This window comes from Actinacidiphila acididurans (genome assembly GCF_016918855.1).
In the GTDB taxonomy this organism is placed as follows: Bacteria; Actinomycetota; Actinomycetes; order Streptomycetales; family Streptomycetaceae; genus Actinacidiphila; species Actinacidiphila acididurans.
On sequence record NZ_JADKYB010000016.1, the window covers coordinates 189220 to 206565 of the forward strand.

Genomic DNA, 17346 nt, shown 5'->3' on the forward strand with positions numbered 1-17346 from the left:
GAAAAGACGGGACGGGAAAAGAGGAGAGACGCGGGATGACGGACGACCTTGCGCCCGTGAGCGTGGTGATCGCCGCTTACAACGCGGAGAAGACCCTGGGAGCGGCGGTGGCATCCGCGCTCGGCCAGGGGGTGCGGCCGGCCCAGGTGATCGTCGTGGACGACGGGTCGCAGGACGGCACCGCTTCCGTGGCGGCGTCGTTCCCGGAGGTGCTGCTGGTCAAGCAGGACAACCAGGGACCTTCCGCGGCACGCAACACCGGGATCGCGAACGTGACGCAGCCGTGGGTGGCCTTCCTCGACGCCGATGACGTGTGGCTGCCGGACAAGATGACGCGGCAGTTGGCGGCTTCGGCCCGGCACCCGTCGGCGGTGCTGCTCGCCGGTGACTGGGTCCGCACCTTCGACGAGAGCCGGGCGGCGGAGAGCACGACGAGGACGGCGGCGACCGGCGAGACGCTGATGGGCTACGGCGACGTGCTGGTGCTCAATCGTTTCCAGACGTCCACCGTGCTGGTCCGCACCGAGGTGCTACGAACCTGCGGCGGGTTCGACCCCGCGCTGGACGGCGCCGAGGACTGGGACATGTGGCTGCGCTGCGCCGCACAGGGCGACATCGTCAAGCTCGACACCCCACTGGTGATCTACCGGGACGAGCCCACCGGTTACAGCAAGAACCTGGTCCGCCTCTACGACCGGATGCTCGTCATGCTGGACCGGGAACGGCGGGACACCCCGCTGTCCAAGGCCGCCTTCGCCCGCGTACTGACCTGGCATCACCTGCGTTTCGCCGTCGCCTTCGCGCAGGCCCGGCAGCCCGACCAGGCACGGCGGGCGGTGCGCGAACTGCGGTCGGCGGGCCTGACCCGCTACGTGCCCGCGGCGACGGTGACCTACCTCGCGCCCTTCCTCGGCGGCCGCGTCGTACGCCGGCTGCGCCGGCCGCGCGGCATCTGAGGCTGCCCGGCGGGAGAGCGCGCCGCGACCCCCCAGCACAGCGGAAGGGCGACCGCCGCGACGGCGGCGCCGCCGAGCAGCGGCACCAAGGCCGCCAAGCCGGTCGGTGCACCGGTCCACCGTACGGTCAGCCAGGCCAGCAGGCCCGCGGGCAGGCTGGTCGCGACGGTTCGGGTCAGTGCGTGGGCGGGCATCATCAGCCGCTCGTCGGGGGCCATGCCGAGCCGTCGGCGCAGCATCGCGGCGGCCGCGACAGCGCTGAGGGCGTAGCTCACGGAGACGGCAGCGGCGATGCCCTGCACGCCGGCCGGGCGGTACAGGGCCAGCGCCATGACGACGGTGAGGCCGTTGTTCAGCAGGTAGAGCAGGAAGGCCGAACGCAGGTCCTGCAGCGCCTGGTAGACGCGGATGAAGTACAGGTAGGCCGAGAATCCGGGCAGGCCCAGAGCGAGCACCGCCAGCACCCGGGCCGTGCTCGCGACGCCTGCGGCGCCGGTGGCGCCGTGCCCGAGCAGGAGGCTCACCAGCGGGTGGGCCAGGGCCGCCAGAACGACGGCGATCGGCACCATCAGCGTGATGACCAGGCGCAGACCCGACGCCACCTGCTCGCGCAGGTCCTCGAGTTCTCCGGCCGCCCAGGCTGCCGACCAGGCGGGCTGACGGGCTGTGGTGATGGACACCGCCACCACCCCGAAGGGGAGTTGGAAGAACGCGTACGCGTAGGTGTAGGCGCTGACCCCGCCGGGCCGGCTGTTGGCGAGCAGCAGCACGGCGAACAGCGCCGCCTGGTTGGCGGCGACCATGCCGAAGGTCCAGCCGGACAGCCGGACCACGTGCCGTATCGCGGGGTGCCGCGGTTCCCACCGCCAGCGCAGCCGGACCTTGGCGCGGCGCAGCCCGACCGCCAGGATGAGGGCCTGGGCCGCGACGCCGGCCGTGGTGCCCAGCCCGAGGATCAAAAGGATGGCCGGCTCGTCGCGTACCCGGTCGATCGAGATGTGCCGCAGGTCGCCGGCCACCAGGAGCAGGACGGTGATGAGCACCAGGTTGCTGGCGATCGGGGCGAACGTCGCCAGTGCGAAGCGGCGCACCGTATTGAGTACGGCAGTGGCCATGGCGATCACGCCGTAGAGGAACACCTGCGGGGCGAAGAGCTGCAGCAGGAGCACGGCGACCGGGCGCTCGCCGCCCGCGGTGGCCAGCGGGGTGGCCACGGTGTAGCCACTGACCAGGAGGCCGGCCGTGGCCGCGACGAGAAGCGTGCCCAGGGCCAGGACGACCGCCGACACGCTCAGCACCGCGGATATGGCCGCCCACGCGTCGTCGTCCCGGTGCTCGGCCTGCGCGTCGTCGTCCCGGTGACCGGCCCGCACGTCGTCGTCCCGGGGATCCGTCCCCGCCGGGTGCCGGTCCTGCTGGAGGCGTGAGACGAACAGCGGGATGAGCGTCGCGGACAGCACGCCGCCCAGCACGAGGTCGTAGATCATGTTGGGAGTGGTGTTCGCGACGTTGTACGCGTCCGCCAGCGGGGTGACGCCGAGCGCGTACGACAGGGCGAATACCCGGGCCAGCCCGGTCAGCCGGGACAGCGCCGTGCCCACGCCCATCGTCAGCTCCGGCCCGCGGCGGTTCGCCCGCCGCGCCAGCCGGCGCAACACCTTGGCCATCATCCGTCGTTCACCTCCGCCAGCGGTCGCAGCGGCTGTCCCGCGCCGCGGCCGCGGCGGATCCGGCGGGCGCACACGTACAGGACGGTGCACAGCAGCAGTACCTGCAAGGCGGGCACGATCCGGTATCCGGTCTGGAGCGCGAGCACGTTGAGGATGTGCGGGTGAAGGGGCTGGGGCAGTCCGGGGATGAACGGCACGGTCATCAGCGTGGTGTGGGCGAGCAGCACCGGATCGAACCAGGACCGGGGCACGAGCGCCACAAGCACCCAGGCCAGGGCGTCGTACCACGGCCGGACATAGGCGGTGCCGAGCAGATAGGCGGCGACCAGGACAAGGGCGGGGCGGGCGGCCCGCTGGGCGATGTCGCCGTCGGCGGCCGGGGGGAGCGTGGCCCGCAGCAGCACGACCAGCACGGCCACCAACGCGATCTCCAGGAGGGCCATCACGGCCTTCCCCCCGGCCGCGCCGAACACCGGCACCAGCAATTTCCGCAGCATGAGCGGCCATGGTGAGCCGACGGCGGACTCTCCGCTGACGCGTGCCGCGTTGAGGACCGCGTGCGGGGTGAGGCCGTAGCCGACCGCCAGTACGAGGACGCCGCCCGCCGCGACGGCGACCAGGCGACGCCGGTCGTGCCGCATGCTCCACGCGAACGGCAGCACAAGAATCCCCAGGGTGATCTTCACCGCGGCCGCCGCGCCGAGCAAGAGGCCGGTGGTCAGGCCGGATCGGCGCAAGGCCCAGAAGGCGGCCACCACGCACAGCGCGCCCAGTGCGTCGATGTGCGGTCCGGCGACGAGGTTCCACATCAGCACCGGGTTGAGGGTCCACAGGAGTTGCGAGCGCACCCGCCGCGCCGGATCGGGCCCGGCGAGCTTGAGCAGCAGTGCTCCGGTGGCGACGAAAGCGGCGCCGTTGAGCACGGACAGCAGCCACACCGTGCGCAGCATCGACGTGCCGCCGGCCAGCGAAGCGGCCCACTCGGTGGCCGTGACCAGCGGGCCGTACACCGAGGGGTAGTGCAGCCAGGGCTCGGCCAGGGCCAGTTGGCCGATCGGGTCGCTGCCCTGGCCGAATTCCCAGGGGGTGGTCCGGTACGGGTCCGTGCCGAGGGTGGCCATCCGGCCGTAGACGGCGTAATTGAGCGGATCCGTGGTCCCCACCGGCGGTACGCACAGCAGTCCCGCGACGGCCAGCGCGCCGCACAGCAGCAGAGTCCGGGGGCGCGGTGACCACTGACGGCGTACGGCCGCGAGTCCGGCGATCACTGTGGCGGTGCCGAGCGCCAGCACCAGGGTGACGAGTGCGCACACCAGCAGGTCCGGGGGGTCGGTCCGCCGGAACCACGGAGGGAGCAGGCCCGTGGAGCCGAAGACCGGCTCGGTCGAGGACGGGCCGAGGGCGCCCGAAGTGATCATGAGGAGCGTGGCGCCGGCGCAGCACACCAGGGCGCTGATGCCGAGGACGCGCCCGGGACCACGGCTTTCCCGGCCCGCGTCGATCGGGCGGCGCGGTGCCGGGGAGTCTTCCAGCGGTGACGATGCCGGTGCGTTGCCTTGCACGCCGGTGACCTCAACTTTCACGCAGGCGGGGACGACGGGGGCGGGGCGGGGCCGGGCAGGGCCGACCGCTGCCGAGGGGGCTCACCTGGGCACGCTGCTTTGCCGTCGCAACCGCGGGTGGGATCCGGCCCAGCCGTGTGCCATGAGGGCGGCGCGAGCCTCCTTCCGGTCGTCCAGCGGTATGTCGTGGCCCGCCAGGTGCTGGGTGGTCTCGTGGCCACGTCCGACGATGAGCACGACGTCTCCGGGGCCGGCCATCGCGATGGCCCGGTGGATCGCCGCGGCCCGGTCGAGTTCGACGACGACCGTCCGCTCGGGCAGTCCCAGGGCGCCGGTCAGCATCGCGGAGACGATGGCCCGAGGATCTTCCCGGCCGGGGCTGTCGCTGGTGAATACGGCGATGTCGGCGTCGACGGCGGCCCGTCCGGCGTCGGGACGCTTGTAGCGGTCGCGTCCGCCGCGGCAGCCGACGACGACCAGCACCCGGCCGCCCGGGCCGGTCAGTTCGTGAGCGGTGCCGATCTGGGCGGACAGGGCGCCGGGGGTGTGCGCGTAGTCCACGATGACGAGGAACGGCTGGCCCAGGTCGACGACTTCGGACCGGCCGGGTATGGCCGGGCAGTGCCCGATGCCGTGGGCCGCCGCTTCGGGCGGGACGCCCAGGGCCCGCGCGGCGAGGTACGCGGCGGCGAGGTTGGTGGCGTTGATGGCGCCCACGGTCCTGGTCGACAGTTCGACCGCCCCGTCGGCGCAGTCCAGGACTATGCGTACGCCGCGCCGATCGCTGACCACACGGGTGATCCGCGCCTGGGCCCGGGGGCTGCGCCCGAACGTGACCGTGGGAACCGTGGTGTGCGACGCGAGCCGCACGCCCCACTCGTCGTCGACGCACACCAGGGCCTGACGGCAGTGCTCCGGGGTGAACAGCCGTGATTTGCTGTAGTAGTACTGCTCTATCGTGCCGTGGTAGTCCAAGTGCTCGGCGGCCAGATTGGTGAACACGGCGACGTCGTAGACGATGCCGCCCACCCGGTGCTGGTCGAGGGCGTGCGAGGACACCTCCATGGCGGCGGCCCGGACCCCGTCCTTGCGCATCCGTGCGAAGACCCGCTGCAGGTCGGGCGCCTCGAGCGTGGTCAGCGGCGAGGTCCACCGCTGCCGGCCGATCCGCGTCTCCACCGTGCCCAGCAGCCCCGCGCGCCACCCGTACGCCTCGAACGCGGCCTGCAGGAGATAGCTGGTCGTGGTCTTGCCGTTGGTCCCCGTCACGCCCGCGAGGGACAGCCGCTCGGCCGGCCGGCCGTGCACGGCCGCTGCCACGGGGCCCATGGCCCACCGGACGCTCGGCACCCGCAGTTGCGGCACGTCGAGGTCAAGAAAGCGCTGCACCAGCAGGGCCCGGGCACCCGCGCGTACGGCGGCGTCCGCGAAGTCGTGCCCGTCGTAGTGCGCTCCGGGCAGGGCACAGAACAGCCAGCCCGGACGCACCTGCCTGCTGTCGTGCGTGCAGTCCACGACGGCGACGTCCGCACCGCTGCGCTCGGCCCCGGTCCAGACGGCCGCGAGTTCCGACAGACGGACGTGGCGGGGTGAACCGAGGCGAGCAGGGGGGCGCGCCACGCCCGAACGGCCCGGCCAGGGAAAGCACGTTGGAGCAGGACTTATGTCGCCAGTCATACACACGTCTCCATCGGGCCGACGGGATACGCGGAAAACAAATTCACAAACCCAAAAAGCGACCCGGGTCCGGCATGCCGGGATACGTCTGCGGCATCTTCGGCAGGGAGCCGGCTCGGGCCGGTCACGGGAATCGGTTGATTCCGGCACTGCTTCGACGCTAAGCGAGGGGCCCGGCGACCGCATGTCGGGGGCGATGGTCACGGAAAGGCCGGACCGTCACTCCGATGGGGCAGAGCCGACCCGGACGGTCCTTCGTCGACAGCACGGCCCGGATGTCCGGGAAAGGCCGGAAGCGGGGGCGGAAACGTCCGGCCCGTATCAGTGAAATGGCGCCGGCTCGAATCGCGCGCCGCGCTCCCCCTGCATACCCTGCCGTCGTCAAGGATTTCGCGAGCGGAGGCTACGTATGCGCCCGAATCGAACCGGCGTCGCTTTGGTGTGCGGCTTCGTGCTGACGTCGTGCATCGTGATCGCCGGCGCGTTGCTCGCCTCCGGCCACGGCTCGCGGCGGGCATCGCACGGCGTCGTACAGCCTCCGCACACCGGGCAGCGGGCGGTGGCCCCGCCGGACATCTACGGATTCACCCATCTGGGGATGCTCAGCCCGGCGGTCGCCGGGGACCGGGAACTGGTCTACGTGCCCAACAGCGGTGAGACGGGCATGGGGGGCACGCGCTGGTCGACCAGTAAGGACCGGGACACCGTCACGGTGATCGACCCGAAGACATTCAAAATCGTCGACCACTTCCACGTCGGCGGAATGCCGCAGCACGTCACTCCGAGCTGGGACCTGAAGACCCTGTGGGTCGACGCCAGCAGCGAGGATCAGCTCGTGCCGATCGACCCGCGCACCGGCAAGCCAGGGACGCCGGTCCGGAACGTCTCCCAGCCGTACAACCTCTACTTCACCCCGGACGGCACATCCGCTCTCGTAGTGGCGGAATACCTCAACCGTATCGATGTACGTGACCCCCACAGCTTCGCATTGCGCCGGCAGGTCAAGGTGCCGTGCAGGGGAATCAACCACATCGACTTCTCGGCGGACGGCGGGTACTTCATCGCCACGTGCGAATTCTCCGGCCAGTTGCTGAAGTACGACACCAAAACGATGAACCTTTCGGGCACGCTCGATCTCGGCGCCGACTCCATGCCCCAGGACATCCGGCTCGGCCCCGACGGGCGGACCTTCTACGTGGCCGGTTTCCATGACGGCGGTCTGATCCCCATCGAGGGCACCACCCTCCACCGCGGCACCCTCATCCCCACGGGAGCCGGCACGCACGGCATCTACCCGAGCCGGGACGGCAAACTGCTGTACGTCTCCAACCGTCAGGCGGGATCCGTCTCGGTGGTCGACCCCACGACCGCCGCAGTCCTCGCCACCTGGAAAATCCCCGGCGGCGGTTCCCCGGACATGGGCGGAGTCAGCGCGGACGGCAAGCAGTTCTGGCTGTCCGGACGAAACGACGACGAGGTCTACTGCTTCTCGACCACCGACGGCCGCCTGCTCGCCCGCATCCACGTCGGCGCGAACCCCCACGGCCTGGCGATCTTCCCCCAACCGGGCCGCTACAGCCTCGGCCACACGGGCAACTACCGCTGAGCCTCCTCTCGTTCTCACGCGGAGCCGGTCGGCACCTCGATGGGAACGGGTCCCATTGGCGCGCACCTCCGAAACGATATCGATCTGAGCTGAATCATGGTATCGTTTTGCGGAAGGATCACCGTGAGGGGGCTGCACACATGGCCAGAACCGTTATCGACCTCGACGAGGACATGGTTGCCGAGGCCATGCGCATCTTCGGCACCAAGACCAAGGCCAAGGCTGTGCGCCTCGCCATGGAGGACGCCGTCAAGCGGCACCTGCGGCAGGAGTTCTTCGACGCCATGGACGCCGGCGAGGTCGACTTCAGCGAGATCGTCGAGAGCACGGGCCCCCGCAACGCCGATGGCTCGCTCAAACGCGACGGAGGCCACAACGGGGGCCGAGCCGCCTGATGCAGGATCGCTACCTCATCGACAAGTCCGCCCTCGCCCGCTGGACGAAACCGGGCGTCAAAAAAGTGCTCAAACCACTCCACGAGCGCTACCTGCTCGCCGTGTGCCAGCCCACCGAGTACGAGATGATCCACTCCGCCCGGGACGGCTCAGAGGCCACCCGGATCAGCACCTGGCTGCACGCCTTCGACTACCTGCACACCGACCACCACACCTTCGCCCGCGCGCTCGAGGTCCAGCGCCATGCCCTCAACGCCGGCTTCCATCGCGCCCTGTCCCTCCCCGACCTGCTGATCGCCGCCACAGCAGAGCTGAACCGCCGGACAGTCCTCCACTACGACGGCGACTTCGACATGATCGCCTCCCTCACCAACCAGCCCGCCGAATGGGTCGTCCCACCCGGCACCGCCGACCGCTGACCATGCCCGAGGCCCGGGCCTCCGGATCAGGAAACCGTTGCCGAGATCCGGAATTGAGACCGGTAGCGCTCAGAACCACTCGACGACATCAACGAGCGCAGCATCGGGATTCGGGAGTCGGCGGCACGCTCGGGGGGAGAGGGGTGTCCGTGGTGGGCTTCCGGCGGGTCGCGCGGCGGGTGCGGAGCCATTGCCAGGCAGGGGGGGCCAGGCCGGCGGCGACGGCGACGGCCACTGCGGGGACCAGGTAGGTGGAGCCGCTTCTGCCGGTGGCGCCGAGGGCGTAGCCGGCCAGGACGAGGGACTGCGACCAGAGGACGCCGGCTGCCGCCTGCCAGAGGGTGAAGGAACGCGTCGGCATTCCCAGCAGGCCGGCCACCGGGTGGATCAGGGTGCGGACCACGGGGACGAAGCGGCCCAGCACCACGGCTCGGCGGGGGCCGTACCGCTCGAACCACGCCTCTGCCCGCTCCAGGCCCGCCCAGGGGCGACGGCCAGCCGTCGAACGGGCTCCGCGGCGGCCCAGCAGGAAGCCGGTCTGCGCGCCGGCGACCGACCCTGCCGCGGCGCAGAGCAGCACCACGGACAGCGACAGGCGCACCCCGCCGAGGGCGTGCGGCGCGCACAGCAGTCCGGCCGGCAGCAGCAAGGTGTCGCCGGGCAGGAGCGCTCCCAGGACGGGGACGCCGGTCTCCGCGAAGACCACGACGAGCACGGCCCATGCGCCGAATCGGGACAGCAGTGACCCCCCGTCCAGCCAGCCCGCCGCCAGCACTGCGTGCGGCGCCATCGATCCCCTCCCCCGCCCCCGGCACGGCGGACCCGGGCGGGTCCGGCAGGCCGGCCATCACCTTGCTTCTACGAAGTGTAGTAATTCATTTCCCGCACCTCGCGCGAGCAGGTTACGCCAGGTCGCGGATATGTAATTCCTACAGCATGTAGTAGCTTCGGAGCCGGCCACGGCCGCCTCACTGGTCCTCCCGGTGACGCTCGGGCCTGTCCGCCCGCGTCCGGCGCACATTCACCGGATGCCCGCCCGACCCGAGTGACCTTGCACCAGGAGTTCGATCAACCGTGTCCCATGGTGACAACCGAGCGCACGACCAGGCGCACCCGCACCCGCGCCTGCCGGCCGACCCGCCGTCCGCGCCCGCGGGCACCCGCCGCATCGCGATCATCTCGGCGAGCGTGGGCGCCGGACACGACGGCGCCGCCGGAGAACTCGCAAGGGGCCTGGAGGCACAGGGCTTCCGGGTCGACCGGCTCGACTTCCTGGACCTCCTGCCGGCCGGCGCGGGCAGGCTGCTGTGCAGCGCGTACCGCGGGATGCTGACCCTGGCGCCCTCCGGCTACCAGCGCATATACGCCACCACCGAGGAGTCCCGGAGCCTCGGCCCCGGCGCGCGCACGGTCTTCCGCACCGCGGAGCACCGTACGATGCGGGCGCTGCTCCCCGGCACCTGCGCGGTCGTGTCCACCTACCCCGGGGCCAGCCAGGTCCTCGGGCACCTGCGGCAGCGCGGGCGCCTGACGGTGCCCGCGCTGACCTACCTGACCGACTTCTCCGTCCACGGGCTGTGGGTCGCCCCCGGTGTCGACGCCCACCTGGCGGCCCACGCGGTACCCGCCGGCCAGGCCCGCGCCCAGGGCGCCGCCGCGGTCATGACGACCGGACCCGTGGTCGGCTCACGCTTCGTCCCCGCCGCGCCGGCGGAACGGCGGGACGCCCGCGCCCGGTTCGGACTGCCCGAGGACGCCCGGCTGGCACTGCTCGTCGCCGGCTCGTGGGGCGTGGGACAGGTCCGGGAAGCGGCCGCCGAGATCCGTGACAGCGGGGTGGCGGCACCGGTCGTGGTCTGCGGGCGCAACCAGGCCCTGGCCGACCGGCTTCGGCAGGACGGGATCGGTCACGTCTACGGCTGGGTGGACGACATGCCCGGCCTGATGCACGCCACCGACGTCCTGGTGCAGAACGCAGGCGGCCTGACCAGCCTCGAAGCCTTCGCCGGCGGCCTGCCCGTGGCCAGCTACCGCTGCATACCGGGCCATGGCCGAACCAACGCGGCCGCGCTGGACGAAGCCGGCCTGGCCGTATGGATCCGTGAGCCGGAGCGGCTGGGACCGGTACTGTCCGAACTCATCGACGGCCCGAGCGGCCGACGTCAGCGGGCCCGGGGCCTGGCGCTGTACGGCGGGGCCGGACCGGTCGCGGCCATCGCCGCCCTGGCCGGACAGCACGCGCAAGGACAGCACGGCAGCGCGGTCGCGCGGCCCGCGCCGGTACGCCGCCCGGTGCGCCGCACGCTCACCGGAGCCGCCGCTGCCGTCGCCGTCACGGCCTCGCTCAGCACCGCCGCGCCCCTCGTCGCCGCCCACCACGGCTCCCACGTACGCCGGTCCACGCTTACCCATGTCCTGAACGGAGGTCCCCGATGAGCCTCGGCCGACTGTCCCGCACCGCCCTGACCGCCGGCGCGGCGGGTGTGTCCGCGCTCGCGGTCCACGCCGGACCGGCCATCTCCACGTTCGGCCCGCTGCGCAAGCGATTCATGCCGAACCTGACCGGGCAGGGCCGGCCCGACCACGTCGCGCTCACCTTCGACGACGGCCCCGACCACCTGTCCACGCCGCACTTCCTGCGGCTGCTCGAGGCCCGCGGAGTCCACGCCACGTTCTTCCTGCTCGGGTCCATGCTGACCCGCAACCCCGGCCTGGCCAAGGACATGGCGGCGGCCGGGCACGAGGTCGCCGTCCACGGCTGGGAGCACCGCCCGCTGCTGCTGCGCGGTCCGCGGGACACGTACGACGACCTGGCCCGTACCCGCGACCTGGTCGCCGAACTCACCGGAGAGGCCCCGCGCCTGTTCAGGCCCCCGTACGGCGTGATGAGCGCGGGCGCGCACCTTGCCTGCCGCCGGCTGGGCCTGACGCCCGTGCTGTGGACCTGCTGGGGAGAGGACTGGCGCCGGCGCGCCACGCCCAAGTCCGTCTACCGCACGGTCACCGCCGACCTGCACGGCGGCGGCACCATCCTGCTGCACGACTCCGACTGCACCTCGGCCACCGGTTCCTGGCGCACTACGCTCGCCGCCGTTCCCCTTCTCCTCGACGCCTGCGACCGGCGCGGCCTCCGGGTCGGCCCGCTGCGCGAGCACGCGACCGCGAGCTGACCCGAACGACCGGGACTACGCGGCCCGTCGGCGAGGGCGCGCGGCCGAGCGTGTGGTTCCCGCCCGCGCACCGGCGTCCGCGCCGCCGGCCCGGCGTGCGCCCGCGCGCGAAGCCCCGGCGGACGAAGCCCCGGCCGAGGAAGCACGACCCGAACGGCCCGAACGGCGGGACCGGGCGGGCGCCGGGCCCGGCTGGGCGGGCACGGTCGGGGACAGGGTGACCGGAGTGCCGGAGGGCATCCTCGCCCCGGTGATCCGGGCCAGCGCGGCGTCCGAGGAGTGCACCCTCGTCGTACGCGGGACGATCCCCGCCTGGGCCGTCAACCGGTCCATGTCCCGCCGCTGGTCGGGCAGTACGAGGGTGACGACGCTGCCGGAGGCGCCCGCGCGGGCGGTCCGCCCGCCGCGGTGCAGGTAGTCCTTGTGGTCGGCGGGCGGATCGACGTTGACCACCAGGTCCAGGCCGTCGATGTGGATGCCGCGGGCCGCGACGTTGGTGGCGACCAGGGCCGTCACCTCGCCGTCCTTGAACTGGGCGAGGATACGGGTGCGCTGCTGCTGGCTCTTCCCGCCGTGCAGCGCCGCCGCGCGCACCCCCTGGGCCAGCAGGTTCTTGGCGAGGCGGTCCGCTCGGCGCTTGCTGTCCAGGAAGAGCAGCACCCTGCCCTGGCGGGCGGCGATCCGTACCACCGTCTCGTGCTTGTCCTCGTCGGTGACCTGGAGCACGTGGTGCTCCATCGTGACCACGGCCCCGGCCGACGGGTCCACGGCATGGACCACCGGATCGGACAGGAAGCGGCGCACCAGCGTGTCCACGTTCCGGTCCAGCGTCGCGGAGAACAGCAGCCGCTGACCGCCCGGGACCACCTGCTCGAGCAGCGCGGTGACCTGCGGCAGGAAGCCCATGTCGGCCATCTGGTCGGCCTCGTCCAACACGCTGACGGTCACCTGGTCCAATCGGCAGTCGCCGCGTCCGACCAGGTCGCGCAGCCGGCCCGGAGTGGCGATGACGATCTCGGCGCCGTCCCGCAGCGCGGCGGCCTGGCGGCCGATCGACAACCCGCCGACGACGGTGGCGAGCCGCAGCCCCACCGCGCGGGCGTACGGCGCCAGCGCGTCCGAGACCTGCTGGGCCAGTTCGCGGGTGGGCACCAGGACCAGCGCGAGCGGCCGGCGGGGCTCGGCACGGCGCCCCGCGGTCCGGGCCAGCACCGCCAGCCCGAAGGCGAGGGTCTTGCCCGATCCCGTACGCCCCCGGCCGAGCACGTCCCGCCCGCTCAGCGAACTCGGCAGCGTCGCGGCCTGAATGGGGAACGGCACGGTGACCCCCTGCCGCTGCAACTCCGCCTGCAGCGGCGCGGGCAGATCGAGTTCGGCGAAGTGAGCGACCGGCGGCGGTCCGGGGGTGCCGGCCAGGGCAGGTACGGGCTCGTCCGCCGTCTTGGAGCGTCGGCCGCCGGCAGGGGCCGGGGCGGCGGGAGCGCGGCCGGTGCCCTGCCGGGAGCGGCCGCTTCGGCGGGATCGGGCGGACCGGGTCCGGGGCGTGTCCTCTGACATACGGAAAGCCTTCCTCGAAGGTGGCGCGCCGGAAGGGCTCCGCAAAGGGGCACGGCAGGCGGAGACCCGCGATACGAGTCGGAGCGAGCGCGAAGAGTGCGGCGAGCGGAAAGCAGCGGTGAGCGCCGGCGGCGGCTGGAGCGGTGACGGACGGCCGTGCGGGGGCCGCGGGCTGTATCACGGCCCTACCCGGGGGCGTGACTACGGCGCAGGGCGGATGCCGCCGCACAGCGCGGGGTGCTCGGCCCGGCGGAACAGCGGAAAGGGCCGGGCCCGCACGTGGACGGCGCGGACCCGGCCCGGGGTGTGCTCCGGTCAGGCCGGCACGATGTTCTCCGCCTGCGGGCCCTTCTGGCCCTGCGCGACATCGAAGGTGACCTTCTGGCCCTCGTGGAGCTCGCGGTAGCCGTTGCCGGCGATGTTCGAGTAGTGGGCGAAGACGTCGGCGCCGCCGCCGTCCTGCTCGATGAAACCGAAGCCCTTTTCCGCGTTGAACCACTTCACGGTGCCACTGGCCATAATTCGAATTCTCCGATAGGTGCAGGTTCCGGACCCGCGGGTTGCGGGACGGGTGTCGCTGCGAATGACCCCATCTGGAGGCCGGAACACAAATGCGCCCAAGGGGTCACATCCCGTCAGGCGCACACAGAACTCATGGGAACCACAACTGCAACATTCCCAGGTTAGCACAGGCCCGTCAGCGCGGGCCTTCATCTCGCCCGTCCGCCCGCCCGCCGTGCCACCCTGTGCTGTGTGACGCCTGTGACCGCGGTCCGCGCCGCCCTGACCGCCGTGCTCCTACTGGCCCTCGCCGCCTGTTCGACGCCCGACTCCTCCGGACCGGACGACGACGGCGGCGCCCGGCCCGCCCGTACTCCCACCGCCGGCATGTCCGCCGCGTCCCCCGCCCGCTGGCACCCGCGCCCCCGCACACCCTGGCAGTGGCAGCTCAGCGGCACCGTGGACACGTCCGTCGACGTGCCGGTCTACGACATCGACGGCTTCGAGAACGGTGCGGCGGTGGTGCGCGCCCTGCACAAGGACGGCCGCAAGGTGATCTGCTACGTGAACGTGGGCGCGTGGGAGTCGTTCCGGCCCGATGCGGCGAAGTTCCCCGCGGCCGTGCTCGGGAAGGGCAACGGCTGGCAGGGCGAGCGGTGGCTGGACGTGCGGCGTACCGATGTGCTGCGTCCGCTGATGGCGGCCCGGTTCGACATGTGCCGGGCCAAGGGCTTCGACGCTGTGGAGCCGGACAACGTGGACGGTTACGCGAACGCCACCGGCTTCCCGCTGACCGCCGCGCAGCAGCTCGCGTACAACCGCCTGATCGCCGGACTCGCCCACGAACGCGGCCTGGCAGTGGGCCTGAAGAACGACCTGGACCAGGTCCCGGCGCTACTGCCGGACTTCGACTTCTCGGTGGACGAACAGTGCGCGCAGTACGGCGAGTGCGAGCGGCTCGCCCCCTTTGTGGCGGCCGGCAAGCCGGTCTTCCACGTGGAGTACGAGCTGAAGGCAGATCAGTTCTGCGCGCGGACCGTCGCGTTGGGCTTCAGCTCGATGGTCAAACACCTCGAGCTCGGCGCGGGGGGGGGGCCCTGTTGAGGTCCGCCGCCACGCGCCGTGATCCGCACCCGGCGCGCGCCCACTCGCCCCGGGTGCGGGGCCTTCACCGGCGGCAGGCGTACCGCCGTGCCTGCGCGGCGGTCAGATGAACCGCCACAGGTGATCGGCGGTGCCGTTGTCGGTCCACTGGGTGACCTGGGCGCCGTCGGCCTGCGACATGCCGTCCACGGCGAGCACCTTCCCGGAGCGGACGTTGACGATCTTCGACCAGCCGTCGCCGTTGTCGACGACCCGCCAGACGTGGTCGGGCGTGCCGTTGTCCTGGTACTGCTGCACGTGCGCGCCGTCGTCCAGGCTCTGGTCGTGCACGGCGAGCACCTTGCCGCTGTTGCGGTTGGCGAAGCGGACGGTGCCGTCGCCGTTGTCGAGCATCGTCCACACATGGTCGGCGGTGCCGTTGTCGGTGTACTGCGTGACCTCGGCAGTGTCCTGGAGCGACATGCCGGAGACGGCCAGCACCTTGCCGGAGTTGCGGTTCTGGATCCGGAACCAGTGCACGGTCGAGGGCGCGGGCGCCAGCAGCGGCGCGAACATCCCGCCGACCACAGGGCGGTCCTGGAAGCCGCGCTGGGCGGCGTTGGCGACCACGTACCAGTCGCTGAACGGAACCCGCTGGGGCGTGGCGGCGGCGAATCCGTACACGCCGTTGATCAGCATGTCGCGGGTGCCGCCCTGCTGGGCCAGCCAGGCCGCGGTCCACACCTCCCAGTCGCCCTTGGTGTAGTCGTTGCGCGGGTCCAGGACGATGCCGTACGTGCCGGCGTGCCCGCTGTACCAGGACGCCTCGCGCTCCCGGGTGCCGTCGGGGACCAGGTCCAGGCCGAGCAGGCGGTCGGGGAAGCCGTTGTACTTCAGGCTCCAGGTGCCGTCCTGGTCGTAGGCGAGCTTGAGGTGGCTGTGGGAGGAGTCCTCGGCCAGGGTGGTCCACTGGCTGACGTAGCTGCGGGCGAGGGCCGCGTAGTGCCCGGCGTCGGCGCTGTTGCCGTTCACGGCGGCGATCGCGCCCATCGCCCCGATGCCGACGATGCCCTTCAGCGCGAGGTTGACGCTGTGCGCGATGAAGCCGGTGAAGTCGTCGGTCTGGTTCTGGAAGCCGGGGTCGAGGGCGTTGGCCGCCAGGTATTCGGCCCACTGGCGCAGGATCGGGTAGTGGGCGGCGGCGAATGCCTTCGCGTCGGCGGCGGGCAGGCGCTGGACGAGGGCGGCCGCCATGATGAGCATGTTGGCGGACTCCTCGACCGGCATGTCCTCCTCGTTGCCGTCGTTGTGGCCGGTCGCGTTGGGGTAGGACGAACCGAGGTCGTGCTCGGCGAACTGCTTGGGCCAGCCGCCGTGTTCGGCGTAGTCCAGCAGCGGTTCCAGCAGCAGCCGCAGGTAGGCCGGCGACAGGTAGAGGTAGGCGGGGAAGCCCGGGTAGGTGACGTCGACGGTGGACATGTTGCCGTCGGAGGAGATCTCCTTGAGGAACGCCCACGGGCTGCCACCGCGGTCGACCAGTTCGGTGCCGGCCACGGCCTGGCGCAGCGCGAGCGCGCACAGCGCCGCGTAGTTCTCGCCGGTGCTGCCGCCGCCGACCGCGGCCACCGCGTCGTCGTGGATCCTCTGGTCCAGGGCGGTCGCGGCGGACAGGGCCGAGGCGTGGTCGGCGTCGAACCAGCCGACCATGTCGGTCCAGGAGCCCCAGTAGTGCGCCCACCAGGGCTGGAGCTGCGTACCGAGGTAACTGACCGCGGGGGTGCGGACATGGCCGAGGGTGAGGGTGAAGTCCGCCGACGGAGTGCCGGAGTTCACGGTGCCGAAGTCGCGGTTGAAGCCGAGCACCGGCCAGCGGTCGTTGATGGCCCGCGGCTGCGCGGAGTCGGAGGTGCCGGCCAGCCGTCCGGTGCCGGCGGACGCGGCGCGCACCACCGTGTCCTGGCCGATCTGCCAGGTCAGGCCCGGGGTCGAGGCGGGCGCGGCGAGCACCAGGCTGCCCCAGGACGCCTGGTCGCCGTTCTCCTGGAGCACGCCGGGAGTGGCCGGGCGGCAGCTCAGCACGTTCATGGTGCCGGCCTGCTGCTGGGTCCAGGCGACGGGCGTGGTCGAATCGCCGTGCACCCACTCGCCGGAGACGTCCACGTGCACGTCCACGGCGTGGGAGCGGCCGTCGTTGCTCTCGGCCCGCACGGTGACGTAGCTGAGCGGCACCGACTGGCGCTGCAGGTTGCCCAGGTCCACGGGCGAGAAGAAGGTGACGGTGAGCGTCACCCCGCCGCCGCTGAGCCGGTAGATCGATCGGGTGGCGGTGAGTTGCAGCGAGATCTGCTGCATGGTGGTCAGCGCCGGGCCGCCGGGCAGCGAGGGGGCGCCGGCGAAGACGTACGCCGTGCCGTCGATCCGGGCCAGCCCGCACAGGGCGGTGACGTGTCCGGTCCAGAAGGTGGACCAGGTGCCGGCCAGGTTGTCGGCCGGCACCCAGGTCGACAGGTACGGGGAGCGGACCGCGAGCGGTACGGCGGGCGGGCGCAGCGGGCTGAAGGTGCTCGCGGCCGGGGTCGCGGTGCCGGCCGCACCGGCCTGGGCGGCCTGGGCGGCGGCAGCCGGGCCCGCGCCGAGCAGGCCGCCGGTGGCCGCGGCGGCGGTCAGCGCGCCGGTCCACAGCAGCAGGTCGCGGCGCGCGGGACCGGCGGCGGGGCGACGCGGTCCGCCGGGGGTGCGGGGGGCGTGTG

The 17346-nt window shown here is 72.2% G+C and carries 14 protein-coding genes; 7 read left to right on the forward strand and 7 right to left on the reverse strand.

Annotated elements, in window-relative coordinates; all coding sequences use genetic code 11:
- Positions 1–35: 35 nt before the first annotated feature.
- Complete coding sequence (locus ITX44_RS27525) at positions 36–956, forward strand: glycosyltransferase family 2 protein (RefSeq protein ID WP_205360103.1); 921 nt, start codon at positions 36–38, stop codon at positions 954–956.
- Here the strand turns inward: ITX44_RS27525 and murJ are convergent.
- The 3 genes from murJ to ITX44_RS27540 form a co-directional block, all read right to left on the reverse strand.
- Complete coding sequence (gene murJ, locus ITX44_RS27530) at positions 893–2626, reverse strand: murein biosynthesis integral membrane protein MurJ (RefSeq protein WP_205360104.1); 1734 nt, start codon at positions 2624–2626, stop codon at positions 893–895. The genes ITX44_RS27525 and murJ overlap by 64 nt on opposite strands.
- Positions 2623–4188 (reverse strand): glycosyltransferase family 87 protein, encoded by a 1566-nt coding sequence (locus ITX44_RS42785; RefSeq protein WP_205360105.1) that lies wholly within the window; start codon positions 4186–4188, stop codon positions 2623–2625. Before ITX44_RS42785 ends, murJ begins: the two co-directional genes overlap by 4 nt.
- A gap of 81 nt (positions 4189–4269) precedes the next feature.
- Positions 4270–5808 (reverse strand): UDP-N-acetylmuramoyl-L-alanyl-D-glutamate--2,6-diaminopimelate ligase, encoded by a 1539-nt coding sequence (locus ITX44_RS27540; protein ID WP_205360106.1) that lies wholly within the window; start codon positions 5806–5808, stop codon positions 4270–4272.
- Between the two features lie 466 nt (positions 5809–6274).
- Between ITX44_RS27540 and ITX44_RS27545 the strand changes: the two genes are divergently transcribed.
- The 3 genes from ITX44_RS27545 (at position 6275) to ITX44_RS27555 (ending at position 8285) form a co-directional block, all read left to right on the forward strand.
- Entirely contained in the window at positions 6275–7471 is a 1197-nt protein-coding gene (locus tag ITX44_RS27545; protein ID WP_205360107.1) for a YncE family protein, read from the forward strand.
- A 140-nt stretch (positions 7472–7611) separates the two neighbouring features.
- A complete protein-coding gene (locus tag ITX44_RS27550; protein ID WP_205360108.1) occupies positions 7612–7866 on the forward strand; it encodes a type II toxin-antitoxin system VapB family antitoxin in 255 nt (84 codons plus the stop codon).
- A complete protein-coding gene (locus tag ITX44_RS27555; protein ID WP_205360109.1) occupies positions 7866–8285 on the forward strand; it encodes a PIN domain nuclease in 420 nt (139 codons plus the stop codon). The genes ITX44_RS27550 and ITX44_RS27555 overlap by 1 nt, the downstream gene beginning before the upstream one ends.
- Positions 8286–8373: 88 nt before the next feature.
- Here ITX44_RS27555 and ITX44_RS27560 read toward each other — a convergent pair whose 3' ends face one another.
- The gene (locus tag ITX44_RS27560) at positions 8374–9075 is read right to left on the reverse strand and encodes a DedA family protein (protein ID WP_205360110.1); all 702 of its coding nucleotides are present in this window, start codon (positions 9073–9075) and stop codon (positions 8374–8376) included.
- Positions 9076–9359: 284 nt separating this feature from the next.
- Here ITX44_RS27560 and ITX44_RS27565 point away from each other — a divergent pair, with 284 nt between their 5' ends.
- Complete coding sequence (locus ITX44_RS27565; RefSeq protein ID WP_205360111.1) at positions 9360–10721, forward strand: MGDG synthase family glycosyltransferase; 1362 nt, start codon at positions 9360–9362, stop codon at positions 10719–10721.
- The gene (locus tag ITX44_RS27570) at positions 10718–11455 is read left to right on the forward strand and encodes a polysaccharide deacetylase family protein (RefSeq protein ID WP_205360112.1); all 738 of its coding nucleotides are present in this window, start codon (positions 10718–10720) and stop codon (positions 11453–11455) included. The genes ITX44_RS27565 and ITX44_RS27570 overlap by 4 nt, the downstream gene beginning before the upstream one ends.
- Before the next feature lie 15 nt (positions 11456–11470).
- On the opposite strand, the gene ITX44_RS27575 is transcribed toward ITX44_RS27570, so the two are convergent.
- Together ITX44_RS27575 and ITX44_RS27580 are read right to left on the reverse strand one after the other, a co-directional pair.
- On the reverse strand, positions 11471–13012 hold the full coding sequence (locus ITX44_RS27575) for a DEAD/DEAH box helicase (RefSeq protein ID WP_236061754.1): 1542 nt from the start codon (positions 13010–13012) through the stop codon (positions 11471–11473).
- A gap of 315 nt (positions 13013–13327) precedes the next feature.
- Complete coding sequence (locus ITX44_RS27580) at positions 13328–13531, reverse strand: cold-shock protein (protein WP_205360113.1); 204 nt, start codon at positions 13529–13531, stop codon at positions 13328–13330.
- A gap of 234 nt (positions 13532–13765) precedes the next feature.
- Here ITX44_RS27580 and ITX44_RS27585 point away from each other — a divergent pair, with 234 nt between their 5' ends.
- A complete protein-coding gene (locus ITX44_RS27585; RefSeq protein WP_307795508.1) occupies positions 13766–14617 on the forward strand; it encodes an endo alpha-1,4 polygalactosaminidase in 852 nt (283 codons plus the stop codon).
- Between the two features lie 102 nt (positions 14618–14719).
- On the opposite strand, the gene ITX44_RS42330 is transcribed toward ITX44_RS27585, so the two are convergent.
- The coding region (locus ITX44_RS42330; protein WP_265934310.1) for a glutaminase domain-containing protein at positions 14720–17346 on the reverse strand (2627 nt) is incomplete at its 5' end.